Consider the following 26,992-nt stretch of genomic DNA (forward strand, 5'->3'; position numbering starts at 1 on the left):
GATGCAAAAAGTTGTTTTTATTGAACTGGCCATTGCACGTAAAGATCATTTTGTTGCAGATATTACAGAAAGTCTCTATCTGGCAGGCAAAAAGGTGCACATTTTTTCATCAACTCGTGAAGCGCTGCTAAAGATAAACAATTTATTGTGGACCCGTAAGCCCGACAGCTTTTTACCTCACTCCATTCTAAACAGTGGTGAAATGGAAGCAGGGGCCCCCGACCCGATTCTTTTGATTGACAGACCGGTTGACTTTGGGGCAGACACTCTCATTTTGAACGATCCTCTCCAGATAGATCAAATTGGAGAATATCCGCTGATTATTGATTTTGCAGAAACGTACGATCCGCAACGCCTGAAAGCCAGCCGGCAACGATACAAAGCCTTCAGAGACGCCGGGCGTTTTGATCTTTCCTTTGAAAAATTTGGCAGCTTCGTAAAACTAATTAAAGCTTCTTAAAGGATGGATAGCGAAAAATATTTGAACGAGCTAAACAAAGAACAATTAGCTGCGGTTACAAGTCCACGTCAACCTATTTTATTAATTGCCGGGCCAGGGACAGGTAAAACGCGTACTATTATTGCCCGCATTATTTATCTGGTAGAAAAATTTAAGATGGCGCCGGATCAAATTCTGGCTCTGACCTTTAGCAATAAAGCTGCCAATGAATTAAAAAGCCGCCTGGAACAAACCCTTCAGGAACGGGCCAACAAAGTGTTCTGCGGAACCTTTCATTCCTTCTGTTTAATGATTCTCCGAAAAAACCATGAACTGGTTAACCTGCATCCTTTCTTCTCTGTTTGCGACGATGATTATCAAAAATCCCTGATCCGCGACATTCTGAATCGCAGAATGGTACGCGATGTGCTGCAAAAAACGCGGGCCATTCAATTGGCCATTGCCAACCATCGTGTAAAAGAAAAACCTCTGCCTCCGTTTTCTTCCAGTGTTTTTCAAGAATATCAGCGCCATCTCGATCGGCATCATCTGATTGATTACGATCAGATTCTTGTATTGACCCGGGATTTATTTGAACAGCATCCCGATGTTTTGGAACAATATCGTTTTCTGTTTCAGGCCGTTCTGGTCGATGAGTTTCAGGACACGGATAAAATTCAATACCAAATTTTAAAGATGCTCGCCGAAAAGCACCGGAACATCTTTGTCGTGGCCGATGATGATCAGTCCATTTATTCCTGGCGCGGCGCCAATCCCGAAAACATCCGCCAGTTTATTGAAGATTTTCGAATCGAACAGATCCATTTCCTGGAAAAGAACTACCGCTCGGCCCAGCCGATCATTGAAGCGGCACAAACCATTTTAAAAGACACCGACCGCATTGAACCTGAAAAAAAGATTAAAAGTGTGCAGTCCTCGGAAGCCAACCTAACCGCCATTTTTTTTGACACGGAGTTTCAGGAAATCGACTTTATTTTAAAAAAAATTCACCAATGGCATGAAGAAGAGCAGATTGATTTCAGCGACATGGCCATTCTTTACCCTTATCACGCCATGGGAGAAAAACTGGCCTCTTTTTTCATTAAAGATCACATTCCTTTTCAGATGGCTGCCGGGCGCAACCTGACCGATCATCCGGTGATGAAACGCTTTTTACTCTATCTGAAACTCATCCGCGATCCTTCCGATCCGCTTATTCTGGAACAACTCATGCTTTACGAGCTGGGCGAACATCTTTTTAAAAAGATTCAACAGTGGGCCAGGCAAAACAATGTCTCTTTAAAAAAAGCGCTAAACGAACTGGCTGCGCAGGAATTCAACAGTAAAAATGTACGCAATAAATTGCAAACCTTTATCGGCAACCTGGCCAACCTGATCAACCTGAAAAGCTTTTTCCACTTTGACCAGTTAGCCAAGGAGATCATTAACAATATTCAATCATTACAGGCTTCCCATTTAAAAGCAGCCTATCAACACCTGGAAGAGGTCTCTTTTAAAAAAGAGAAATATCTGTTCAGCGAAAAGCGCAAGGTCTGGCTCTACCATCCCGACCCGCAAATTTGCTACATTGCCTGCCAGATGCTGGAACAGGCTCTGGACTTTCCCATCCATGGTCTGGATGAAGAGAAGACCGTCCATGTGGCCAAGCCCGATTTGATTTTACTTTTAAGCCCTTTTAAGAGTGAACCGTTGTCCGACTTTGAACTTCACCTTTACCGCAGCAAAGGCAGCGCGCGTCAGGGTAGCCTTACCGTACTCTTTCGCTGGCTACAATATCAGCTACAAACGATTGATGAAAAAATTTTCAACCGCTACGTTGTTTTTGATCTGGAAACCACAGACAACAATCCGCAAACGGCCGGAATTGTGGAAATCGCTGCCATTAAAGTGGAAAACGGAGAGATCATCGATACCTTCCAGAGCCTGGTCAATCCGCAGATGGAGATCGATCCGCGGGCTGAAGAAGTGCATCACATTTCCGCCAGCGATATCCAGGACGCACCGACTATCGACAAAGTTTTGCCCCGTTTTCTGGCGTTCATCGAAAACGATCTCCTAATTGCCCACAATGGCTATGCTTTTGATTTTAAAATTCTGGATCGTTTGAACAGAGAACTAAATTTAAAGAAACCACAGCACATTCGTTACGATTCTTTAATATTGGCACGCAGCCTTTTCCCCAATGAAAAAAATTCAATCGACGCTCTCGCCTACCGCTACAAATTGGATGCCGGCACGCGCCATCGGGCTCTGGATGATGTAAAAGTGTTGAACTTGATTTTTCTCCAGCTTTTAAAAGAGGCGCGTAAAAGAGAAATTTTTACAGCGGGTGAAGAATTTACCGAGTTTGTGGCGCTGGGCAATTTTCTGGAACAAACTTTAATCAGAAAAGAAGATCGTGTGCTTTTTACCATTGGGCTGAACAAACTGCTGTCGCCATTTTCCAGAATTAGAAGATCTTTTGCTCTCCATTTTCAAAAAGATGAGGCGCAACTCAATGAGGAACTAAAAACCGTAGCCCAAAGGCACGATCTGCGTTTACAGCAGTTCGATTCCAATCATGAATTCTTCGAACGTATTTTGCAGATGAGCAAAGAGTACAAAAATAGGCCTATTGATCAGGCGATCAGTGAATTTTTGGCCTTTATCTCCCTGATGAACACACAGGACAACCTGGAAACCATCAATGCCGTTTCGCTGCTGACCCTATACGCTGCCAAAGGGTTGGAATTTGAAAAAGTGATCATTTGCGGTATGGAAGACCGAAACATTCCCAGTGGTTACACCTATCGTGATGACGACGAAGACGATCGTCCTTTTCAGAAAAAATTAGCCGAACAAAAACGACTTCTTTACGTGGGCATCACGCGGGGTAAAAGTGAAGTTATCTTCACTCTGGTTCGCAACCGATTTGGCAGACGGCACCGGTCGAGTCCCTTTTTAGAAGACATTCGGCCCATGATTGATATTAAAACAGTCCTTTGATCAATTTTGCTTCCTTTGCGATTATTGTGTAAAATTGCCTTTAAAAAAATGAACAACGTAGTGTGCCGAACTTGAGAACAGCGATGACAGTATGTTCCTGGTCAACGGGACATGCATTCTGATAAGGAGTAAAAATTGCGCTTACCTAAAAACACCTGGAAAATTTTAAATACAGACCCCAATCGCCCGATTGTTGAAGTTCTTTTAGAAAACAGAAAGCTGTCTGACCGTCACCTAAAAACGTTCAAGCTTTCCGAGAGGATGCACGATCCCTATCTGCTGCCGGATATGGAAAAAGGCGTAAAACGCATTTTACAGGCTCTGGAGAAGCGTGAGAACATTTTGATCTTTGGTGATTACGATGTGGACGGGATCACCTCAACGGCCTTGATGCTGCAATTTTTTCGTCGAATCAACTATCCGGTCAATTATATGTTACCCCATCGCCAAAAGGATGGCTATGGATTACGCACCTCTTCCATTGACCAGATCGCCAAATTAGGCACGCAACTGGTCATTACGGTTGACAATGGCATTTCATCCGCAGAAGCCATCGCCTACGCCAGGCAAAAAGGCATTGAGGTGGTAGTAACCGACCACCATCTTCCGGAAGGGGAAATGCCCGAAGCCGTGGCCGTAATCAACCCGAATCGCGACGATTCGGAGTATCCTTTTAAAGCGATTTGCGGCGCTGTGGTGGCCTACAAACTGGTCTGGGCTTTAATTAAAAAGCTGCTGCCCGAAGATGATTTTAAGCAATTTCTGCTGGATCAACTGGATCTGATTACCATCGGCACCATAGCCGATGTGATGCCCCTGCGCGACGAAAACCACGCGTTGGTTAAATTTGGTTTAAAAGTTTTGTCGCGCACCAAAAAACCCGGGTTAATTGAGTTAAAAAAAGTTGCCGGTTTAAACGGCAAGAACATAACCCCTATCTCCGTTGGTTATTTTCTGGCACCACGCTTAAATGCCTCCGGGCGCCTTGAGGAAGCGGACACCTCGGTCAAACTGTTAATTGAGCAGGACAAAACACGGGCCTCGTATCTGGCCTCTTACCTGGACAAGCTGAATCAGAAGCGCCAGAATCTGCAACAAAATTACCTGGAAAATGTAATCGATTCTTTGCCAAAAGAAAAGAACAAACTGAACAAGGTAATCATCGTAAATAATAGCCAGTGGCACGCCGGCCTGATCGGTCTAATTTCCGGCAAGCTAAAAGAGCGCTACGGCAGGCCGGCCATCGCTTTTACCAGCGACGAAGATGGCAACCTGGTTGGCTCGGCCCGCAGCATCGATGCCTTTCACATCACCAATGCTTTAACGCAGTTTAAGCATCTGTTTCTCAATTACGGAGGACACCATAAAGCCGCCGGTTTGACCATGAGTCCGGAAAATTTTGAAACATTCAAGGAATCCTTTGAAGCCTATGTGAATGAACGATTGTCTGACGAAGACCTGATTCCGGTACTAACCATCGATTCTGTGGTGGATATCGATCAGGTGCACATGAACATGGCCCACACCCTGGAAGAACTGGGCCCTTTTGGCGAAGGCAATCCGGAACCGGTATTTGTCTTCCAGAATGTGCTCATCAGCGAAATGTATCTCATGGGCAAAGGCAAACATCTAAGACTGTTCATCGAAAAAGGCAATCAGTCCTATGAGTGCGTGTGGTGGAATGCTTCAGAATACAAAGATGCCCTTAGGTTTGGCCAGGCGGTTGACGTCGCTTTCAGGATAGCCATTAATAACTGGCAGGGCCGAAATCGTTTACAACTGGTCATTGAAGATATTCGACCGCATTAAATGATTTAGAACACAGTAGCTCTGCTCGTTTTACAATACAATAAAACAGGGAACCGTTACTGAAAACCGGAGTTGAACCATTTCAAAAACATAGAGAAGGTCGAAAAAATGCAAAAACGCTTAATTGAAGTTATTATGTACCTGTTAAAGGAATTCAATAGCGAACAGAACAAAGCGGATTACAACTCACTTTCACAAAAACTGGTAGCCAGTGGCTACAGCAATATGGAAATCAATTTTGCTCTGAACTGGATTTTTAACCATTTGAGCGAAAAAAAACGCACGAGCGATCACGCGCTGGAGTACTCTTCACGCGCCAATCGCCTGTTGCACGATCTGGAAAAGATTGTTTTTACTCCGGAAGCCTACGGGTATTTACTACAAATGCATCAGTTAGGTCTGCTGAACGATGCCGAATTTGAAGAGGTGCTCGACGAAGCCATTGTCAATGCTGCGCCCACTGTTGAAATTGAAGAGATTAAGCGCCTTGCGGCCATGGTTGTGTTCGGCAACGACTCCATGAGAGAAGGCGTCTGGGATGGTTTCTTTTTCCCGTTTGGCTCTAATACCATACAATAATTTTTGCATTCTTGAAGACAATCGTTTATTATTTATTAAAGAAAGGAGACGCCAGAACTATTTATGGCCAATAATAAAAAATCTTTAGTCATTGTAGAATCTCCGGCAAAAGCCAGGACCATTAATAAATATCTGGGAACGAATTATGACGTGGCGGCTTCTGTTGGCCATATCATTGATCTGCCTAAAAGTAAATTGGGCGTGAGCATTGAAGAGGGCTTTAAACCTCAATATGTACGCATCAGGGGCAAAGAAAAAATAATCAAAGAGCTCAAGCAAAAAGCCAAACAGTCCGATAAAGTTTATCTGGCCACCGACCCGGACCGTGAGGGCGAGGCCATCGCCTACCATATTTCTTCGATTTTAGACAAACCGAAATCCGACATTTTACGCGTGGAGTTTAACGAAATTACCAGGTCGGCTGTAGAACAGGCCATGCAGCACCCGCGTACTATTGACATGAATCGCGTGTACTCCCAGCAGGCGCGACGCGTATTAGACCGCATTGTAGGGTACAAAATATCTCCTTTACTCTGGCAAATCATTTACCGTGGATTAAGCGCCGGTCGCGTTCAATCTGTGGCGTTGCGCTTAATCTGTGAACGCGAAGAGGAAATCAGAAATTTTAAGCCGCAAGAGTACTGGAACATTTTTGCTCTTTTGCAGGCGCAGGACAAACCGGTCTTTAAAGTCAAGTTAATCAAGGTAGATAATAAAAAAGTAAAAATAGAAAATGAAGCGCAGGCTAAAGCGCATGTTGAACAGCTAAAACAGCTGCCCTTTGTTATTTCTGCAGTAGAAAAGAAAAAAATAAAACGTCAGGCGCCGCCGCCCTTTATTACCAGCACACTGCAACAGGTAGCTGCCCGACAATTACGCATGAGCACCAAACGTATTATGGCCATTGCCCAATCTCTGTACGAAGGTGTGGAAATTCCCGGGCAGGGCAGCGTTGGTTTAATCACTTACATGCGTACCGATTCAACGCGCATCAGTGAGCAGGCTATTTCCGCCGTGCGTGAGTACATTCAAAATGAAATCGGCGAAGAATTTTTGCCAGCCCGCGCCCACCATTTTCGCAGCAAAAAATCGGCTCAGGATGCTCACGAGGCTATTCGGCCTACCTACCTCACGCCCGAATTTTCTCCGGAGGCCCTAAAGGACAAACTGAACAAGGAACAATTCCGGCTTTACGATTTAATCTGGAAACGCTTTATCGCCTGCCAGATGAAGCCAGCTGAATTTGAAAAGACTACGGTTGAAGTTACGGCTGGAAATTATCTATTTCAGGCCCAGGGAGAGGTGATGACCTTTCCTGGTTTTATGAAAATTTACCGGGAGGATGTTGACGAAGGTACAAAAGCCAATGGGCAATCGGATATTCCGGCAGGCCTGGAAGCCGATATGCGCTGTACACTTAAAGAACTGATTCTCGAGCAGAACTTTACAAAACCGCCCGCTCGTTACACCGAAAGCACCCTGGTTAAAGAATTGGATCGTTTGGGCATTGGAAGACCCAGCACCTATGCCCAGATTGTGAGCACTATTTTACAACGGAAATATGTAGAACGTAAAGAGCAAAAACTATATGCTACCGAATTAGGCGAGGTGGTGAACAAGATTCTGATCAAGAGTTTTCCGGATCTGTTTAATGTTCGGTTTACAGCCAAAATGGAAGAAAAATTGGATCAGATTGCACAGAATGGCAACACGTATGAGAATGTGATGAACGAATTTTATCAGCCCCTGGTTTCTGATCTGGAAAAAGTAAAAAGCCAGACACAGGAGTTAAAGGCCCTGCTCACCGAAGCAACGGATGAGGTTTGCGATCAGTGCGGGCGCCCCATGGTCATCCGCTGGGGACGGAACGGACGTTTTTTGGCCTGCACAGGTTATCCGGAATGTAAGAACACCAAGCCCCTGGGAAACGAAGCGCCGCAGGAGACCGATGAAATCTGCGAAAAATGCGGTAGCCCCATGGTGATTAAGCGCGGACGTTTTGGCGCGTTTTTGGCCTGTTCCAACTATCCGCAGTGCAAGAACACCAGGCCCATAAGCACCGGCGTTAACTGTCCCAAAGAAGGCTGCGACGGAAAGGTTGTTGAACGTCGTACCAAACGCGGGAGAACCTTTTATGGTTGCTCCAATTACCCCAATTGCGATTTTGTCTCCTGGGATAAACCGGTTAATCGGGAATGTCCGCAATGTGGCAACCGTTACATGGTAGAAAAGAACCTGAAAAGTAAAGGGCTCATTCTTCGCTGTCCGGCTTGTAAATACGAAGAACCAGCATAAAAGAATAGATGAACAAAGAAATACGTGATTTTTTACGTTATCTTTATTTAGAACGGCGTTACGCGCGCAACACCATTGTTTCTTACGGAAACGACTTAATTCAGTTTCAGACCTTTGTAGAAGAATTATTCGGTACCCCAGAGGTTAACTGGCGCCTGATCGACAAACGCATCATTCGTTTTTTTCTGATCAAGCTCCAGGAAAAACAGGTGACGCGCAAGACCATTGCCCGAAAACTGGCCACCTTAAAATCCTTTTTCCGCTACCTGATTAAAAATGAAATTATTCAAAGCAATCCGGTCTCTTCATTAAAGACCCCTAAACTGGAAAAGAAATTGCCGGAGCATCTGTCCCCCTCAGAGACAGAACAATTGCTAAGTCTACCGGACGAGAACACCTTTGAAGGGTTACGCGATCGGGCTATTCTGGAATTATTCTACGGAACTGGCCTTCGCCTTTCTGAGTTAATTAATTTAAAAGTCGATCAAATTGATTTTCATCAGCAATTGATTCGAATCATTGGCAAAGGAGATAAGGAACGGATTGTGCCATTTGGCGGAAGCGCAAAAGCGACTCTTGAAAAATATCTTCTTCTTAGGCCTCAATTTGCAGAAAAATCTGTCGATAATGTATTTGTGCTTAAATCTGGAAAAAAAATGTACCCAATGGCAATTCAGCGGATGGTAAAAAAATATTTGACCCTGGCCAGCAATCTTAAGCAAAAGAGTCCCCACGTTTTACGACATAGCTTTGCCACGCACCTTTTGAACAATGGCGCGGACATTCGTGTGGTTAAGGATCTGTTAGGGCATGAAAATTTAGCCACCACACAAATTTACACTCATCTTTCCATAGACCATTTAAAAAGAATTTACAATCAAGCCCATCCGCGGGCATCCAATAAATCATCAAAAAACCGAAGGAGGTCGTGATGAACGTATCAATCACCACTCGTGGTTACAAAGCACCTGAACGGTTAAAGAGCTATTTGGTCGACAAACTGAAACGTCTGAATCGTTTTGAGGATCAGATTATGGATATAGATGCTATTTTTTCTTATGAAAAGCTTGATCAAGTGGTTGAGTTCAAAGTTAATCTTCGAAAAAAGCAATTTATTGTAAAAGAACGATCGGAAGATATTTTTAAATCCATAGATTTAGCCATAGACAATGTGGAACGGCAAATTACCAAAATCAAAGAAAAAATCAAAGGGCACGATAAAAAGAAAATCACCGAAGTTGTACAATAAGAAAGGCGCCGCAAGGCGCTTTTCTTTTTTATTTTGCACATTGAAAGTATGTTTAATAACTTAGGACGTTATGAATGAATACATTACAGTAAGAACCTTACTGAGAGAAAACCAGGAACGTTTAAAGCTTCAGCTTATCTGTTCAGAAAATGGTCTGAACCGTAAAATCGTTTCCAGTGAAATTCATCGGCCTGGGCTGGCGCTTTCTGGTTTTGTAGAATTGTTCACCTGGGATCGCATTCAGATTTTGGGTAATACTGAAATCAAATATCTGCAAAGTTTGCCTCCCAGGCAATTAGCCCGTTCTGTTGATCGATTTATGGAATTTGAGATTCCGGCCTTAATTGTCACCAACAACAATGAAATTCCTGAATACCTTGTTCAGGTTGCCACCAGGCGCTACATTTCCATTTTTAGTACGCCCTTAAGTACAACCCGCCTGGTTCATTTGCTCAGTGAGTATTTAGAGGAAAAATTTGCGCCCAGGATTTCCATGCACGGCTCGCTGGTGGATGTTTACGGCATTGGCATTTTATTCACCGGGCGCAGCGGCATTGGTAAAAGCGAAGTGGCTCTGGATTTAGTTGAGCGCGGGCACCGCCTGGTAGCCGACGATCTGGTAATTATTACTCGTCAGGGCGAAGAGGTTTTAATCGGTAAAGGCCGGGAAATTGCCCAGCATGTTCTGGAAGTGCGCGGTGTTGGTTTAATCGATGTTCGACGTATTTTCGGTATCCGAGGTGTACGCATGCAAAAGCGTGTGGAAGTGGAAGTAAAACTGGTTGACTGGGAAAAGACCAGGGACTACGAACGCACCGGTCTGGAAGACAATTTTACCGAAATATTAGGGGTGGAAATTCCCCAGGTTATTTTGCCCATCAATCCCGGTAAAAACATTACCGTGATTGCCGAAACCATTGCCATGAATCATCTGCTAAAAACCTATGGCTATCATGCGGCACGCGAATTTAATCAACGTTTACGTGATTACATGATGCACAAGGACGAAGTGCCCATTTACCAGGATCGGGATTATTTGAAGAAAGACAGGGAATGAATGAGAATATTTTTGCGGCTATCATTACCCATGGTGAACTGGCCTGTGCTCTGGCCAATGTAGCAGAGAATTTGATGGCTTCGGAAATTAAATTACACTGTTTTTCAACCAAAGTGCTTTCATCCGAAGAAATCATTACGCGACTCGAGGAAAAAATTCAAAGGCAAAATCCGGAAAAGGTGTTGCTGTTTGTTGATCTGGTTGGCGGCGGATGCTGGATAATTGCTAATAAAATCAAAAAGAACAACGATAATATCAATGTGCTGGCCGGCGTAAATGTCCCGATGATTGTCTCTTTTCTGATCAATTTTAAGCGACTGGAGTGGGCGGCATTGATGGAAAAAATTACTGCAGACGCTCAGAAGGGCATTATTTTGCGCTAAGGTACACGAAAAAAAAAATCAGTTTCATTGGGGAGCAGAGTTCAGAGTATGAATGTTCAACTGTTTCGTATTGACGATCGATTGATTCACGGACAGGTTGTCATTGGCTGGTTCAATTTTCTCAATTCAGAAAAAATTTTTTTATGTGATGATTCTGTAGCGCTTAATGATTGGGAAAAAGAACTCTACCTGTCCAGCGTTCCTGAAAATGTCCAGGCCCGGGTTCTCTCTACCGATGAGATGGTTGAGTATTTCAAAAAAGACAAAAACGATCTTAGCAAAGCCATTGTGTTAGTTAATTCACCATTTGTGGTCGAAACCCTGGTGCAAAAGGGCAGTGCACCAAAATCTATTAATGTAGGGGGCATCCATTACAAAGAAGGACGTAAGGAATTTTTGCCCTACCTGTTTTTAAATGAACAGGAGGTGGATTCCTTTAAGAAATTGATGGCTTTGGGCATCGATTTTTATTGTCAGGATGTGCCTTCGGCCCGGCCCATTCCTTTGAAAAAAGTTTTACAAAATAAATGAAGTGCGATGAACAAGAAAATTTTTTCAACCGAACTTAAAGTCGGCCTGACAGTGGTGCTGGCCACCTTTATTCTGGTCTATGGCATCATCTGGGGCAAAGGCTATCGACTAAAAACCAATAAATATCATTTGCAACTGGTGTTTGACAATGTGGGCGGTATGGTGCCTGGAGATCCGGTTACAGTCAATGGGGTTAAAGAGGGCAAAGTGGTGGCCATCGACTGGAAAGGGCGCGAGGTCCTGGTCACTATTGAGTTAAATGACCGTGTAAAGTTGTACGAGGATGCAACGTTCATCATTATTAGCGCTGAATTGCTGGCCGGTATGAAAGTGGAAATTTTTCCAGGAAAATCCAACAAAAGGCTGAATCTGGCCAGACAACCGTTTCGTGGCAAATATGGGGGACGCATTGTGGATGTTGGCTTAACCATCGACAAGCTGGCCCAGGACATGTCCGCTTTAACCTTCCGCCTGGATACCACCACGGCTCTCATTAACCAATTACTCCGTTCCGGACAACTGCAGAAAGATATCAGCGCGACTTTAAATAATTTAAATACGATGAGCTCAGGATTAAAAACGCTTCCCGACACACTTTCTTTTACGTTAAGTCAATTGAATTCGGCCATCAAAAAAGTACACCAGCTGGTGGATGAGAATCAAAAACCGGTGGCCGCTTCTCTTAAAGAAATTCAGGCTATGGGCAAGAATATCAATCTTCTTACCACACAACTCAACAAAACCATGCAGGCTATTAAGGCCCAACAAGGCACTTTAGGTAAAGTGATTTACGATTCAACGCTGTACAAAAATTTGAACAAAACACTGCTTTCGGTAGATTCTTTAACCCGTCGTTTACGTAAAAAGGGATTAAAACTGAGTCTCTTTTAAATAATAAAATTTGCATTGAAGAAAACAAAATAATAAATTTGAATTCTTTAAAAATGGTTGGCGCTTTAGCTCAGTCGGTAGAGCAACGGACTGAAAATCCGTGTGTCCCCGGTTCGATTCCGGGAGGCGCCACCTAATTAAAGGCTACCGCTTTGGTAGCCTTTTTCAATTTAGAATTTCATTTAAAAAATATAGCTCCATAATGTGCAAAAATCTTATTGTGCTTTAGGGGAGGGGCTTAATTTTTTTGCCATAATCTGTTAAGTAACAGCCCTTCCCTTTCAGCTCTCACTACCGCAATGCGGAATTGCAGAAACCGGTAATGGAGAAATTCTATTATCAAAATATCATTTATACAATTATAGCTTTGCGGTTTTCTCTGTAGCTGGGGCTATCCTGCCTATTTTATTAAATCCAATGAGCTTGCAGAAAGAGCATGAAGGCACTACGATTTTTCGTCTGTAGGCCTGTCTTGCAAATTGCCGGTAGTGCACAAATTTTTGCACACTATAAAACAGTTCTTCACTAAAGTTTAAAACAGATTCTAACGAAAATAAAAAAAAAGCCTGTTCTTTGACAAATGACAGGTCCCAACAGCAGAATATTAAAATAATTATCAACAAGCAACATATTAATTGTAGTTCAGGGAATTACAAAAACAACTTCAACTTTAGAAACCATATGGAATTGTAATAAAAGATGGGGTGACTCGCGTTACGAACCTTAATGTCCTTTTTCTGCTCAAGTTGTCCATAAAAGTAATCTTAATGTTTGCTGTTATATTGATCGATTTTTCTGATATTTAAAATTCCTTGGTTACAAAATGTTGATTCTGAAGGCAAATTGCTATTCTATTCAAATCTAAAAATTATGGCTAACATAATATTAGAAAGTTGTAGATATAGAAAACAATTGCTGTTATATTGCAGGAAATGGCATCAATTAAAAATTGTTTTAAGGAACGCCAGAGGCGTAAATTTTATAACCGTTTTGTCTTAACACATATAAACATCGATATTATGTTGTATTAATTAATAGAGTTGAAGCCATTAGAAAAATGGAATCCTATTCTTTGTTAAATGGACAAATTTTTCGAAATACCAAACTCCAATAAAAACTGAATACTTAATTCAAATTTTAAAAAAGGAGGTTGTTATGAAACGCATTGTATTCCTTTTGATTTTAGTTGTCCTAATTTCTTCAGGTCTTAGGGCTCAGACGACTTTTAATGTGCCTTTTTTTGATGTTCAAGACCTTCTACAGAAATCACAAAGCATTAGCAGTACAACCAGTTTAAGTAAACGTGTATTTAAAGGTAAACAGCCTGATGATTATTTGGGGCAATCTGTGGCGTTTATTGGAGATGTAAATAATGATGGTTACGACGATATGCTAATTAGCGCAGACCGGGTAGACGTGTTAGGTGAAGATCGCGGGCAGGTATATCTCTATTTTGGCGGAAGACAAATTAGTAATTTGCCGGATCTGGTGCTAAATGGTAAAAAGGACGGCAGTTGGCTCGGTCGTTCGGCGAGTTCTGCCGGAGATGTTAACGGCGATGGCTATGCCGATTTTATGGTGGGAACGCTCAATGATGTGGTTTATGTCTATTTTGGCGGACTCGTTCTGGACACCATTCCCGATGTGCAACTGCATGGAACATCCTCAATTGAAGAGTTTGGCTGTTTTGTTGCCGAAGCAGGAGATTTAAACGGCGATGGTTACACCGATCTGGCCGTTGGCGCGAAAGACAATAATGAAAATGATAACCAGGCCGGTAAAGTTTATGTGTATTTTGGCGGTCCGCAAATGGACGGCGTAGCTGATTTGACAATTTTAGGCGAAGCCAGTTATGATCATTTCGGCTCAACCGTGGCCGGCGCCGGGGATGTCAATAATGACGGCTATGATGATTTGCTGATAGCCGCGCCAGAGGCTGACAATCATGGTGAAAGTAGCGGAAGGGTCTATCTTTATTTCGGCGGAAGCTCCATGGATAATGTCCCCGATTGGACCATGGATGGTGAAGCAGAATACGATTACTTTGGCTATGCGCTTTGTTCCGCCGGAGACGTTAATAAAGATGGGAATGACGATATTTTGGTAGGTACGGGTTACTACGATAGCGACAGTCTCAATTCCGGTAAGGTCTATCTTTTCTATGGCGACGCCAATATGGACCATACGGCTGATTTAACCTTCGAAGGAAGACGCACTAAAGAATTCTTCGGTAACAGCATTTCAATGGCCGGGGATGTAAATGGGGATGGATATCAGGATCTGGTTGTTGGTGCCGAGGGGAATTATGATACCACTCCAGGTTATGTGGCCGTCTTTTTTGGTTCACCCGATATGGATAATATTCCAGACTTATTGATCTATCAGGAAGAATACGGTAGTGGATTTGGAAATAAGGTGGGCATTGGAGGAGACCTGAATGGGGATGGTCTCAGTGAAATTTTGGTGAGCGCTCCTTATTTTGATAACAATCGAGGTAAAGCGCTGCTTTATTTTAACACCTTAAAAACCACTCGAGCGCAAACAAATTACACCTTACAGGGAGAAGAAAATAGCGATTATTTCGGTTCGGTGGTGGCTAGCGCAGGTGACGTTAACGGAGACAATAAACCCGACTTTTTAATTAGTGCACAAGAAAATGACGAAATTGGCTATGATGCTGGAAAAGTGTACCTTTATTTTGGAGGGAAGGCGCGCTATAATAAGGCTGATAAAACCTTTGTCGGGGAAGATAGCGAAGATTATTTCGGGAATGCTCTCTCTACGGCTGGCGATGTAAATGGCGATGGCTTTGATGATTTTTTAATAGCAGCTTATTTAAGCGATGAAAACGGCGAAAATTCAGGGATAGTTTCCCTTTACTATGGAGGGCCAACTATTAAGAATAACTACCTTTTTATATATGGTGAAAATGCCGGGGATCAGTTTGGGACCGAAGTGTCTCCGGCCGGAGATCTCAATGGCGATGGCTATGCCGACTTTGTTGTTTCGGCACAATATTTTGATCTTCCCGATAAAAATAATGTCGGTAAGGTTTATATATATTTTGGCAGCGAATCGCTGGATAACGTGGCCGATTTAACCATAACTGGAGAAAATGCCGGGGATGAATTTGGCAACAGTGTAGCTTGTGCAGGAGATGTAAATCATGATGGCTATTCCGATCTTATTGTGGGCGCACATTTCAATGACGAAAATGGTGAGAAATCTGGAAAAGCCTATATCTATTTTGGCGGCGCTAATATGGATACCGTAGCAGATGTGGTCATGAACGGTGAAAGCGGTTACTACCATTTTGGACAGAGTGTTGCCGGTGTGGGAGACGTCAATCATGACGGCTACGATGACGTTCTAATTGGATCTCCTTACGATTATAGCTACGTAAGTAATCCCGGCAAAGCCTACCTTTTTTATGGCGGCGAATTTATGGACAATACACCCGATGTAACCTTTAGCGGAGAGCAAAACAATGATTATTTTGGGGTTGCCGTTTCTGCAGCCGGCGATATTAATAGTGACGGCTATGTTGATCTGGCCATTTCTGCAACCAGGGATGATCAGGCTGGTTATGATGCCGGTAAAGTGTACATCTACTTTGGGGCTGCTTCGATGGATAATCAACCTGACATAAAATTTTACGGAGAATCGCCTTATTACCAGCTGGGCGCAGGATTAGCCGACATTGGCGATGTAAACCTCAACGGTATTCCGGATTTATTAATTGGTGCGAAGGTTTACGATGGTACGCCTGGCAGAGCCTATCTGTATAATCCCAGTGGGCCGTCAGTCTTGCCACATATTTATAGTATTAGCGACGTACCTGGCGACCAGGGGGGCTACCTTTACATGCAATTCTCACGCAGCGCTTACGATAAACCTGAGATTGAAGGCGTAAGCGAATACATTATTCAGCGCAGTTTAAAACCAGACTATGGCCAATTTGCCTGGGAAAGTGTGGCTTCAATTTCGGCTAATCACCAGCCCTTTTACAGTTACACAGTAGCCACATTAAACGATTCTTGTGACGAAACAAATGGCCGGGCTTATTATCGGGTAGTAGCCAGATCGGCCGATGGAAAAGATTCATGGATTTCTAACGTGGTTTCTGCTTATAGTCTGGATAATTTAGCGCCTCAAAGTACGCAGTCATTGAATGCCGAGGTAACGGAAGATTCAAAAGTAAAATTGAACTGGCAAAAAAATACCGTCGATCCAGATGTGCGTGAATACGCAGTGTACCGATCTACACAAGAGGGCTTTACGCCCAGCGAAGAACTGCGCATTGCTACCACGACTGATACGTCTTATCTGGATGAAAGTCCTGAAGCAGGTAAAGTCAATTATTACAAAGTGGTTACTATAGACATTCATGATAACCATAGCGATCCTTCACCTGAAGCATCGGCTGATTTGAGCGGTTCACAGGTGCAAAAAGCAAACCTACCTCAAAATTTTAAACTGGCGCAAAACTTTCCTAATCCATTTAATCCGGGAACGATCATCCATTATCAATTGCCAGAACCCTGTCGTGTTACATTGCAGGTTTATGACCTACTGGGTCGTAAGGTAGCCACACTGGTAGATCGTGTTCAAAATCCTGGTTATTACACGATTGAGTTCAAAGCAGATAAATTACCGAGTGGGCTGTACATCTATCGTTTACAGGCAGGCACATTTCGTGCGCTAAAAAAAATGATAAAGTTGAAATGATATATTTGGCAGAATCAACAATTCAAAACCTGCAAATTATTTAAAGTCAGGTAAATTTTCTAAGGCAGCATAGCCGCAACCAAAAACGTTTTTGCAGGGATTTAAGCAACCACAGAGGGCACAGAGAAGCTTTTTAAATTAAAAATTATTTTGTGAAAGGGCAAGTTGGATCCAGGCGGTGAAGGCCTGTGCTGGCATGTCATTCTTCTCCCGCTTCAGCGGGAGAAGAATCCCCTCCACTGGAACACACGCAAACGCAATGTAACTCGTGCTTAAATCCGCGACTTTGTAAGGGCTAAGCATTTAAGGTGGGTTTTTATTAAAACCCATCCCCCCGACCTCCTTCCCTTTAAAAAAAGGAAAGGGGAGTTTTAATCTTTGCTTTGTAAAATTTGATTTCTAAATGATCATCTACTCAATCGTTTGGGATTGCCCTGTTAATTAGGGCGCTTAAAAATTTTCGCATCCTGCTAAGCGGGATTGAAGTTTTGAAGGAAGTATTCTAAACTTCGATTTTAAGCCGGAGTTTTTTTGCTATTCATGCAGTTCAAACAAAAAAGCCTTCAAGAAATTTTATTCTTGAAGGCTTTAAGCTCCGGCGGTAGGACTCGAACCTACAACCTAGTGGTTAACAGCCACCCGCTCTGCCAATTGAGCTACGCCGGACCTTTTTACTGTAGCAGAAAATTGAATCAACTATCGCATCTGCGGGATAACAGCAGCCCGCTCTGCAACCTATCTTAAAACACCCTTCACTTAAACGAGGCATAGAATATAAATAATAGATTGACGCCTGTCAATATCTCTTTCTGAAAAAAATGAACTTTTTTAAAAAGGCAATCCTGGACGAAAAAGCAAAGGCAGCAAAGCCGCGTCCTTTAGAAAACCGCAAAGGGCAGTAAGAATTAATTTTAATTAAAAATTACGAATGACGAATTACGAATTAATTTGCGAAGGGGCAACTTATGCCCAGGCGGTGAAGGCCTGTGCCGGCATGTCATTCTGAGAATCCCTTACATTGGCAGACCATTCGAAAGAGCAATTTAATTCGTGCTTCAGTCCGCGACTTTGTAAGGGCTAAGCATTTAAGGTAGGTTTTTATTCTAAAACCCATCATCCCGCCCCCCTTCCCTTTAAAAAAAGAGAAGGGGGAGTTTTAATCTTTGCTTTGTAAAATTTGATTTCTAAATGTTCATCTACTCAATCGTTTGGGATTGCCCTGTAATTAGGCAGCTTAAAAATTTTCGCATCCCGCTAAGCGGGATTATAAGTTTTGAGGGAAGTATCCTAAGGAAGCATAGCCGCAACAAAAAAACTTCTTTAAAAAATGACAGTCCGGTGCCTCGGAACCTTTTAACTTTTACACTCATATAACAGCAGAAGTCATTTCATGAATTAGCCCTCACCCCCTCGATCCCCCTCTCCCAGAATAAAAATCTGGGAGAGGGGGAGGGCTTACCACTTGTGTTGAAGATTTTCTTTCATGGCCCCTTTCACGATTAATGGAAATTCGCTGTGTCAGCCCAATGCTCATTCAACCCTTCAACAAATCAACAAATCAACAATTCAACAGCTTAAATCACTCACTCACTCAACACAAAAATTTTCGCATCCCGCTAAGCGGGATTATAAGTTTTGAAGGAAGTATTCTAAAACAAGAATTCTTTTAACCGCAAAGGGGGTGAAGATATTTTTACCTTCAACTCTTTTCGTCGGCCGCCTTCATGATTTGTGGGTTGTCTTAACCCTGCAAATGTTGCAGGCGCGTTTTAATTTCTTCCTGGCGTTCTTTAAATCCACGCGGAAAAATGATGGTGAAAATGGTGCCAACTCCCACTTTGCTGCGGTAGGTGATGTCCCCTTCGTGGGCTTTCATGATTTTTTTGCACAGGGCCAGCCCAATGCCCCCGCCTTCCTGTTTAGTTGAAAAATACAGGTCAAAGATGCGCCGACCGATTTCCGGTGGAATTCCCTGACCATTATCTTTAACATGGATGTAAATCTTTTGCTGGTCCTGGTCGGTCTTGATAGCCACTTTCCCGCCTCTGTCAACGGCCTGAAAGGCATTAAGCACAATGTTTAACAAAACCTGCTGGATTTGGTCGGCGTCCCCGTAAATGAAATCGATGGCATCGTCCAGTTCAAGCTCAATTGTGATTTGTTGTTCCAGGGCGTGATGTTGCACCAGACGAACCACGTCTTCGACCAGGGCATTGGGTTTAAGAGTGGTCAGTTTCAATTCCCGTTTACGCGCTAAATTGAAAAATTGCGTGTGGATGCGGTGAATGCGCTTGATTTCGTTTTGAATCAGATTCAATGATTTTTTGAGTTTTGGATCAAGGTCGGGGTATTCTTTTTGCAGGCGGTTATTCAAAATTTCGGCATGAATACCCACCGCAGAAAGAGGATTGCGAATTTCATGGCTAACCGAAGAGACAAGGTTGGCAATGATGCCATATTTCATGGAGCGCAGGAGATTGTTCTCCAGCTCCTTTAGACGCGACAGATCTTTGAACAGGATCAGGTAGCCCCCTTCTGGCAATTTTTGAATGGTGACGTCAACATTGATTTCTTGACTACCGGGTAACCAGACCAGCAATTGTTTGCTTAACGATTTTTCCGGCAGGGCTTTGCAGCGCAACAGTAGCTGGCGAAATTCCATGTTTTCTGCCAGAATGTTGTCAAAAAATTCGCGGAATATTTTGGGCGAAGGACAGCGCAGCAGCCGCACCGCAGCCGGGTTAAAGGTGGCTACCTTAAAGTTGGCGTCCACAATAACTAAACTCTCTTCCAGCGCTTCGAGCATGTTTTCAATATTTTTGACGCTCTTCTGGTAACTTTCAGAAATCATGCCCATGCGTTCCAGAGATTGATTGAGACGCATGAAAGTGTCGGTAAACTCATCTTTCCGATCGTAATCAATCCGGTATTGAAAATCGCCGGCATTCAGATGCTCAGCCAGATTGCGCACCGATTTGAATGGTTTCTTGAATGAATAATAAACCAGGAACAACATTAAGCTTAATAAGGCGGTCAAATTGATTAAAACGGGAGAGAACTGTTTAATGGCTTCAAGAGAAAAGAGTCCGGGCAGACTGGCCGGGTAAACCAAAATGAATTGCCAGTTGTCAGAAGGCAGAGTTAAGATCGACCAGTAAAACGCTTGATCTCTGCTCCAGCCACTGATCAGAGGGCGAGAGGCGGAATCGGCATCAGCATCAGTAGGCAATGCACTTAAAACATTTTCAGAAACATTTTGAACCTTTTTCCAGATTATCCGGTTGTTCTCTTTAATGATGAATAAACCACCATCCGGATTCAGATCGTCCACTATTTTTGAAAGCTGGTCGACAAAACGCGTTGCGTTGCCGGAGTCGGCCTGCCACAATAGTCGGGCTGCAGCCCGGATGGATTGGACCTTTGTCGCTATTTTCCCTTCTAATTCTTCCTGTTTTAATGCCTGATAGGTCAGATTAAAGAAAATGGTGGAAATGCTCAACAGCAAGACGGTTAAAAGAACCAATACCCAAAAACGCCTGATAAAATAAGCCAAAGTGAACCCTCTTCTTTTTTTTGTATTTTAATGACTTTTAAGACGCTGGTCAATGGCTAAATTATTTTGCACGGCTGAGGGGCAACCTTTGCCCTGGGGAAAAGCGTATTGTAGATGGCCATGGCGCGCTGGGGTAGAAAAAAGTTGTAAAAATCAATTTTTTTTATTGAAATTATTTTTTAATTTGTTTTATGAAATAGATTTGTCCAATTAAAAGCAGAAAGGGTCTACTATGCGGAAAGGGTATCTTTACATCTTTGTTGTATTGCTGTCTTTGAATTTTTCATGGGCCGAATCGCATCTAATGCGTTTTGCGGATGTGTCTAAAGACTACATTGTTTTTACTTACGAAGGTGATCTGTGGTTGGTGCCCATTACCGGAGGCAAAGCCAAACGGATCACACGGAGTGATGGCAATGAAATTTTTGCGAAATTTTCACCGGACGGCTCAAAAATTGCTTTTACCGGCAATTACGATGGGGGCAATGACGTTTACGTGATGGATCGTGACGGTTCGGAACCGCGAAGGCTAACCTTTCATCCGGCATCCGATCTGGTGATTGATTGGTACCCGGATGGCAAACACATTCTGTTTCGTTCACGCCGAGAATGGCCTTATCGCGCCGATAAGTTGTACAAGGTGTCCATTGAAGGGGGCATGCCCGAAAAAGTACATGTGGATCGGGCCGGACTGGCTGCGCTTTCTCCGGACGGAAAAAAATTAGCCTACAATCGCATTTCGCGTGAATTTCGTAATTGGAAGCGCTACAAGGGCGGCATGGCCCAGGATATCTGGGTCGGCGAAATTGCCAGAGGGGATTACAGACCGATTACGACCTTTCGCGGAACGGACAATTTCCCCATGTGGCACACTTCCGGCCTCTATTTTATTTCAGACAGCCTGGATGGCACTATGAATCTTTACCATTACGATTTTAAAAGCAAACAGTTTAAACGCCTCACCATGTACGATGATTACGATATCAAATACCCTTCTCTGGGGCCCGATTACATTGTTTACCAGTACGCCGAAAATTTGTACCTGTTTGATTTGAAGACCCAACAGAGTAAAATGGTGCCGGTAGAAATTCCTTCTGATCGCACGCTGGTGCGTCAATTTTTACTCGAAAATCCGGAAAAATATGTGTACACCTTTGCGCTTTCTCCCAAAGGTAAAAGGGCGCTTTTGAATATTCGGGGTGAAATCGTCAATATGCCCACGGAAAAGGGAGTAACCTACCATCTCACACCAAATTCTTCCGCTTCCCGGGAAAAAAACGCCATCTGGTCGCCAGATGGCAAATGGGTGGCCTTCTTTTCTGACAAAACAGGTGAAGAAGAGTTGTACCTGGTCCAACCAAACGGCGGAGAATGGAAACAGGTTACGCACAATGGCTTTAGCTTCCGTACAAATCCTAAATGGTCGCCGGACAGTAAGTACATTATTTTTCACGATAAATTTATGCGCTTGAATTTAGTGGATGTGGCTACCGGGAAAATTACGGTGGTAGATCAGGGCGAATACGATGACGCCTGGTACGAATGGGGCATTCAGACCTATTGCTGGTCACCGGACAGCCGCTGGATTGCCTATTCCAAATTGGAGCAATCGCTCTACCCTTCCATTTTTCTGTACAATGTGCAAACCCAAAAACGCTTTCGTGTAACCGATTCCATGACCAAAGATTGGAGTCCATCGTTTAGTCCGGATGGCAAATACCTGTATTTTCTGTCCAATCGTACGTTTAAACCGATCATGGGCTTTGTGGATCAAAATCACATCTTTCTAGACATGACCAGGCCTTACATTTTGATTTTGAAAGAGGGAGATCCTTCGCCCTTTGCTCCGCAAAATGATAGCGATCAGCAGGAGAAAACAGAGGAAAGTTCCAGAGCGGACAACGTTATAATCACCACAGAACACTTTGCACAGCGCATTCTTCCGGTACCGGTCAAGGCCGGTAATCTCTTTCGTCTGGAAGCCATTGACGATGGCCTTCTCTATTTAAAAAAGACGGAATATGAATTTTTAAAATATCAGTTTGTCAACGATGAAAATCGGGCTACAAATCTGGAATTGCATCGCTTTTCTCTGAAAAAGCAGAAAGACGAAACCTTGTTAAGTGGAATTGGCCAATACCATCTGTCGGCTGACAAGAAACGGTTGATTTACCGTGCGGGTGATCGTTTTGGCGTGGTTGATGTGGGCAAAGCCAAAGTGGGCGATGGCGCGCTAAATTTTAAAGATGTAACGTTGATGATCGACCGGCTTCAGGAATTTCAACAAATGTTTGCCGAAGCCTGGCGCATTGAACGCGACTGGTTTTATGACAAAAATATGCACGGTTTAAACTGGCCCAAAGTCCGCAAAATCTACGAAAAATTTGTACCCTTTTGTGGGCGACGTAGTGATCTAAACTACCTGATTGGCGAAATGATCGCTGAATTAAACGCCGGGCATACTTACGTATATGGCGGCGACATGGAACGCGGTAAACATGTAAGTTGTGGATTGTTGGGCGCCGATTTTGTTCTGGAGAAAGGCTTCCCTAAAATCCAGCGTATTGTGCATGGCGATAATTCTTCAGAGCAGTTGCGTTCGCCGTTTGAAACGCCGGGCTGTCCCATTAAAACGGGCGATTACATCCTGGGCATCGATGGTCTAAGGTTGCACAAAAACGACAACCTGTACCAATATTTGCAAAACAAAGCCGGCAAAGTGATTGAAATCCTCTACAACTCAAAGCCCACGTTTGAAGGAGCAAAAACGTATCTGGTAAAAACACTGCGTTCAGAATATCAGCTCCGTTACAACGAGTGGGTACAAAACAATGCGCAGTACGTGGAGCAAAAAAGTAAAGGCCAGATTGGCTACGTCCATCTGCCCGACATGATGGAGGGGGGATTGATCCAGTTTGCTAAATATTTTTATCCGCAATACTACAAAAAAGCCATCATTATTGATGCGCGGTACAATGGCGGCGGATTTACCAGTAAAATGATTCACGATCGCCTGGAACGTACGATTAACAGCTACGTTCAGCCCCGCGAAGGCAAACCGACCCCTGTTCCGGAAAGAACGTTTGGCGGACACATGGCCCTGATTATTAACCGCGATACCGGATCGGATGGAGAACTGTTTTCCGAAGCCTGGCAGTACCGTTACAAAGATCGGCCGGTTATCGGGCAGCGTACATGGGGCGGCGCTGTAGGCATTGAGCCCCACCAGCATCTGGTGGATGGCGGGACGGTTACACCACCTCAATTTGGAGAGTACAACGCCAGAGGACAGTGGATCATCGAAGGCCACGGGGTTGATCCGGATATTACGGTGGTTAACTGGCCAAAAGATGTGCTGGCTGGTAGGGATGCTCAATTAGAGCGCACCATTGACGTGTTGTTAAAGATGATCAAAGAACATCCCCGTCCCCCATTTCCCAAACCGTCCTATCCTGATAAAAGCAAGCCGGCTTTGAGATAAGGTTTACAGGACATTTGAGAAACCACTGAGCAGGGGACTTCTGAATTCGAGGTCCCCTGTTTTTAATGTTCATCTCTTCTCTGCTTGCGCCGGGGCATTGAGGTGTACACGATTCATTTCATTGGAAACGAAGGGACATATTACCCGCCAACACACAGCCGAAGCCACCCAGACCCTTTAATCTTTAATTTTTTTTAAAATGTTCAATCATTTTCAATAGAGTACCATCCTGCAAATAGCGGTACAGATTTTTACCGGGGCACAATGTTTCTGCGTAATCTTTGTGTGCTTTTATCTTGTCCAGAGGCACCTGATATTTAAGACTTAATTTGGCACAGAGCCAGGCCAGAGCTTTGAGCTGCTTTTCATTTGGTTCCTGAACTTCGTAATTGCCAAGCACACACACCAGGACGTGTCCCCGGGGATCATACGTAGTATTAGTGTCTCCTGGATAGGCAATGTCTCTACCTTGGTAGATATTGCCGTCCAGATCAATGAGATAATGATAGGGGATGTCCATCCAGCCTTTCTTCTCACGGCTCCAGTTCTGCAAATGTTTTAGGTAGGCTATCGCGTCCTGATCACTTGTAAATACTACGCCGCCGTGGTGAATGGTAATGCGCTCAATCGTATGCTCTGGAAGCGTAAAAGTTGGGCTGGTTCCTCCCCACTCTTCGACAGAAATAATTTTGAATGAGGACTGACAACCTAAAAGAAGAGTAAAAGATAAAAACAGCAAGAAATAAAAAGAGATACTTTTGTAGTTTTTCATCATTAAAACTCCAACTAAATTTGTTTTACAGAGAATAAAAAAATATTGCAATAAAAACAAGAATGACACATATTAAGTAATCATGGGATTAAGAGTTTTTTGAATCATTCAGCTTAAAGAATAAGAATAAAATTGTGGAGGTTTTATGTCAATAGTCCATCCTGCAGGCCAGGCGCCCGATTTAAGCTATCTTAACATTAAAAACGTAAACAACATTTACTGGAACCTGGTTACTCCAGCGCTGTACGAGCAGATTATTCGCCGCCGCGAAGGATTGTTAAGTCATCTGGGACCGGTGGTCGTACGAACCGGCGCTTTTACCGGTCGTTCTCCAAACGATAAGTTCATTGTAAAGGAACCGACCACCGAACACGAAATCTGGTGGGGTGATGTTAACAGGCCGTTCAGCGAAGAAAAATTTAATCTTATCTGGCATCGGATTCAGGCTTATTTACAGGGGAATGACATTTTTATTCAGGATTGTTACGTGGGCGCGGACCCTAAATATCGGGTTCCCATTCGCGTTATTACGGAATACGCCTGGCATTCCCTGTTTGCCCGTAACATGTTTATTCGCATCACCGATGAACAGGGATTAAAAAATTTTAAACCTGAATACACCATTATCGATCTGCCCAAATTTCATGCCGTGCCTGAACTGGACGGCACCAATTCTGAGGCCTTTATTCTGGTAAATTTTAAAGAAAAACTGATCTTAATTGGCGGCACCAGTTACGCTGGTGAGATTAAAAAGTCGGCCTTTACAGTTATGAACTTTCTATTGCCCAAAAAAAATGTCCTTTCCATGCATTGCAGTGCCAATGTGGGTAAAGAGGGTGATGTGGTGCTCTTCTTTGGTCTTTCGGGTACAGGCAAGACCACACTCTCTACCGACCCTGAACGGGCTTTAATTGGTGACGACGAACATGGTTGGGGGGATGACGGGGTTTTTAATTTCGAGGGCGGTTGTTACGCTAAGGTGATTCGTCTCTCCAAAGAAGCCGAGCCGCAAATTTGGGCGACAACGCGTAAATTCGGTACCATTCTGGAAAATGTGGCCATCGATTCCTTCTGGCGCCGCCCGGATCTGAATGATGACACCTTCACCGAAAACACACGCGCTTCGTATCCCATCACTCATCTGGACAATATCGTAAAGGAAGGAAAGGCCGGGCATCCGAAAAACATTGTGTTTCTGACGGCCGATGCTTTTGGCGTTTTACCCCCCATCTCTCGTCTGACGCCGGAACAGGCCATGTTTCATTTTCTGTCTGGTTATACGGCTAAAGTAGCCGGCACGGAACGGGGCGTTACCGAACCTCAGGCCACCTTCAGCACCTGTTTTGGTGCGCCGTTCATGCCACAGCATCCTTCAGTCTATGCCAGCCTGTTGGGAGAGAAAATCGAAAAACACCAGGTCAAATGCTGGCTGGTGAATACGGGATGGACCGGAGGACCCTATGGGGTTGGACACCGCATGGAAATCAAATACACCAGAGCCATGCTCAATGCTGCCCTTAAAGGAGAACTGGACAAGGTAAAATATGTTAAAGATCCAATTTTTAAAATTGAAGTTCCAACGGAGTGTCCAGGCGTTCCATCAGAAGTTTTGATTCCTAAGAACACCTGGAAAGATAAAGCAGCCTATGAAGAAAAGGCCAGAGAACTGGCGCGTCGTTTTGCCCAGAACTTTGAACAATACAAGGCCTATGTAGCGGAAGAGGTGCTCAAATCAGGACCGGAAGCATAAGTAAATAAAAACCGGCAGCCAAGCCGCAACCAAAATTAACCGTAGAGAGCACAAAGATTTCGAAAAAAAAATTAAATTTATTGACATATAAGGCGAAAACTTAACAAAGCTGAACAATTTGCTCCCCCTTCCCTTTATTAAAAAAAGGGAAGGGGGCCGGGGGGTTAGGATCTTCAGTACAAAAATTTTCGCACGCTAATGCATTACATCTTTTGAAGGAAGTATTCTAATCCACTGGAATTTTCATTCATGCCCGGGGTTTCTCTGGGCATTGTTTTTATTGATTATCGTAGGTTTCTACGCGATCTTCCCTAACCGCCAGTTCGATGCCTGCCTTTTTGCACAATTGGCGTGTTTCCTGCCCGGCATGGTAACGGCGTTTGGCCACTACCTTTTTAATTCCCACACTGATGATCAGCATGGCGCAAACCCGGCATGGTTCCATGGTGCAATACAGAGTAGTACCCTC

17 protein-coding genes and 2 tRNA genes are annotated in these 26,992 nt (G+C 43.7%); 15 read left to right on the top strand and 4 right to left on the bottom strand.

Annotated elements, in window-relative coordinates; translation table 11 throughout:
- The first annotated feature begins 1 nt into the window (after nucleotide 1).
- The 13 genes from ACWB0I_RS01980 to ACWB0I_RS02040 all read left to right on the top strand — a co-directional run bounded on the left by ACWB0I_RS01980 (nucleotide 2) and on the right by ACWB0I_RS02040 (nucleotide 16,967).
- Nucleotides 2–460, top strand: coding sequence for a DNA polymerase III subunit chi (locus tag ACWB0I_RS01980; protein ID WP_479386355.1), 459 nt, complete (start codon nucleotides 2–4; stop codon nucleotides 458–460).
- Nucleotides 461–463: 3 nt separating this feature from the next.
- A complete protein-coding gene (locus ACWB0I_RS01985) occupies nucleotides 464–3,445 on the top strand; it encodes a UvrD-helicase domain-containing protein (protein WP_479386356.1) in 2,982 nt (993 codons plus the stop codon).
- Nucleotides 3,446–3,580: 135 nt separating this feature from the next.
- Nucleotides 3,581–5,254, top strand: coding sequence for a single-stranded-DNA-specific exonuclease RecJ (recJ, locus tag ACWB0I_RS01990; RefSeq protein WP_479386357.1), 1,674 nt, complete (start codon nucleotides 3,581–3,583; stop codon nucleotides 5,252–5,254).
- Between the two features lie 108 nt (nucleotides 5,255–5,362).
- A complete protein-coding gene (locus ACWB0I_RS01995; protein WP_479386358.1) occupies nucleotides 5,363–5,833 on the top strand; it encodes a DUF494 family protein in 471 nt (156 codons plus the stop codon).
- Between the two features lie 63 nt (nucleotides 5,834–5,896).
- Complete coding sequence (gene topA / locus ACWB0I_RS02000; protein WP_479386359.1) at nucleotides 5,897–8,128, top strand: type I DNA topoisomerase; 2,232 nt, start codon at nucleotides 5,897–5,899, stop codon at nucleotides 8,126–8,128.
- A gap of 8 nt (nucleotides 8,129–8,136) precedes the next feature.
- Nucleotides 8,137–9,060 (top strand): tyrosine recombinase XerC, encoded by a 924-nt coding sequence (gene xerC / locus ACWB0I_RS02005; RefSeq protein ID WP_479386360.1) that lies wholly within the window; start codon nucleotides 8,137–8,139, stop codon nucleotides 9,058–9,060.
- Nucleotides 9,060–9,377, top strand: coding sequence for a ribosome hibernation-promoting factor, HPF/YfiA family (gene hpf / locus ACWB0I_RS02010; RefSeq protein WP_479386361.1), 318 nt, complete (start codon nucleotides 9,060–9,062; stop codon nucleotides 9,375–9,377). Before xerC ends, hpf begins: the two co-directional genes overlap by 1 nt.
- Nucleotides 9,378–9,447: 70 nt before the next feature.
- Complete coding sequence (gene hprK / locus ACWB0I_RS02015; protein WP_479386362.1) at nucleotides 9,448–10,434, top strand: HPr(Ser) kinase/phosphatase; 987 nt, start codon at nucleotides 9,448–9,450, stop codon at nucleotides 10,432–10,434.
- A complete protein-coding gene (locus ACWB0I_RS02020) occupies nucleotides 10,431–10,817 on the top strand; it encodes a PTS sugar transporter subunit IIA (RefSeq protein WP_479386363.1) in 387 nt (128 codons plus the stop codon). The genes hprK and ACWB0I_RS02020 overlap by 4 nt, the downstream gene beginning before the upstream one ends.
- Before the next feature lie 48 nt (nucleotides 10,818–10,865).
- Nucleotides 10,866–11,348, top strand: a complete 483-nt coding sequence (locus ACWB0I_RS02025; protein WP_479386364.1) for a PTS sugar transporter subunit IIB — start codon at nucleotides 10,866–10,868, stop codon at nucleotides 11,346–11,348.
- Between the two features lie 6 nt (nucleotides 11,349–11,354).
- Nucleotides 11,355–12,239: an MlaD family protein gene (locus tag ACWB0I_RS02030; RefSeq protein ID WP_479386365.1), complete on the top strand. Its 885-nt coding sequence runs from the start codon at nucleotides 11,355–11,357 to the stop codon at nucleotides 12,237–12,239.
- 59 nt (nucleotides 12,240–12,298) lie between these two features.
- Nucleotides 12,299–12,371 (top strand) — tRNA-Phe (locus tag ACWB0I_RS02035).
- Between the two features lie 1,023 nt (nucleotides 12,372–13,394).
- Nucleotides 13,395–16,967, top strand: coding sequence for an FG-GAP-like repeat-containing protein (locus tag ACWB0I_RS02040; RefSeq protein WP_479386366.1), 3,573 nt, complete (start codon nucleotides 13,395–13,397; stop codon nucleotides 16,965–16,967).
- 593 nt (nucleotides 16,968–17,560) lie between these two features.
- Here the strand turns inward: ACWB0I_RS02040 and ACWB0I_RS02045 are convergent.
- A tRNA-Asn gene (locus ACWB0I_RS02045) sits at nucleotides 17,561–17,633 on the bottom strand.
- 1,075 nt (nucleotides 17,634–18,708) lie between these two features.
- Complete coding sequence (locus tag ACWB0I_RS02050; protein ID WP_479386367.1) at nucleotides 18,709–20,520, bottom strand: sensor histidine kinase; 1,812 nt, start codon at nucleotides 20,518–20,520, stop codon at nucleotides 18,709–18,711.
- 232 nt (nucleotides 20,521–20,752) lie between these two features.
- Between ACWB0I_RS02050 and ACWB0I_RS02055 the strand changes: the two genes are divergently transcribed.
- The gene (locus ACWB0I_RS02055) at nucleotides 20,753–24,001 is read left to right on the top strand and encodes a S41 family peptidase (protein ID WP_479386368.1); all 3,249 of its coding nucleotides are present in this window, start codon (nucleotides 20,753–20,755) and stop codon (nucleotides 23,999–24,001) included.
- Nucleotides 24,002–24,185: 184 nt separating this feature from the next.
- Here ACWB0I_RS02055 and ACWB0I_RS02060 read toward each other — a convergent pair whose 3' ends face one another.
- Nucleotides 24,186–24,776 (bottom strand): peptidoglycan recognition protein family protein, encoded by a 591-nt coding sequence (locus ACWB0I_RS02060; protein WP_479386369.1) that lies wholly within the window; start codon nucleotides 24,774–24,776, stop codon nucleotides 24,186–24,188.
- A gap of 142 nt (nucleotides 24,777–24,918) precedes the next feature.
- Between ACWB0I_RS02060 and ACWB0I_RS02065 the strand changes: the two genes are divergently transcribed.
- On the top strand, nucleotides 24,919–26,523 hold the full coding sequence (locus ACWB0I_RS02065; protein WP_479386370.1) for a phosphoenolpyruvate carboxykinase: 1,605 nt from the start codon (nucleotides 24,919–24,921) through the stop codon (nucleotides 26,521–26,523).
- A gap of 277 nt (nucleotides 26,524–26,800) precedes the next feature.
- Here ACWB0I_RS02065 and ACWB0I_RS02070 read toward each other — a convergent pair.
- A partial coding sequence (locus tag ACWB0I_RS02070; RefSeq protein ID WP_479386371.1) for a deaminase occupies nucleotides 26,801–26,992 on the bottom strand: 192 nt, incomplete at its 5' end.

This window comes from Caldithrix sp., assembly GCF_056497305.1.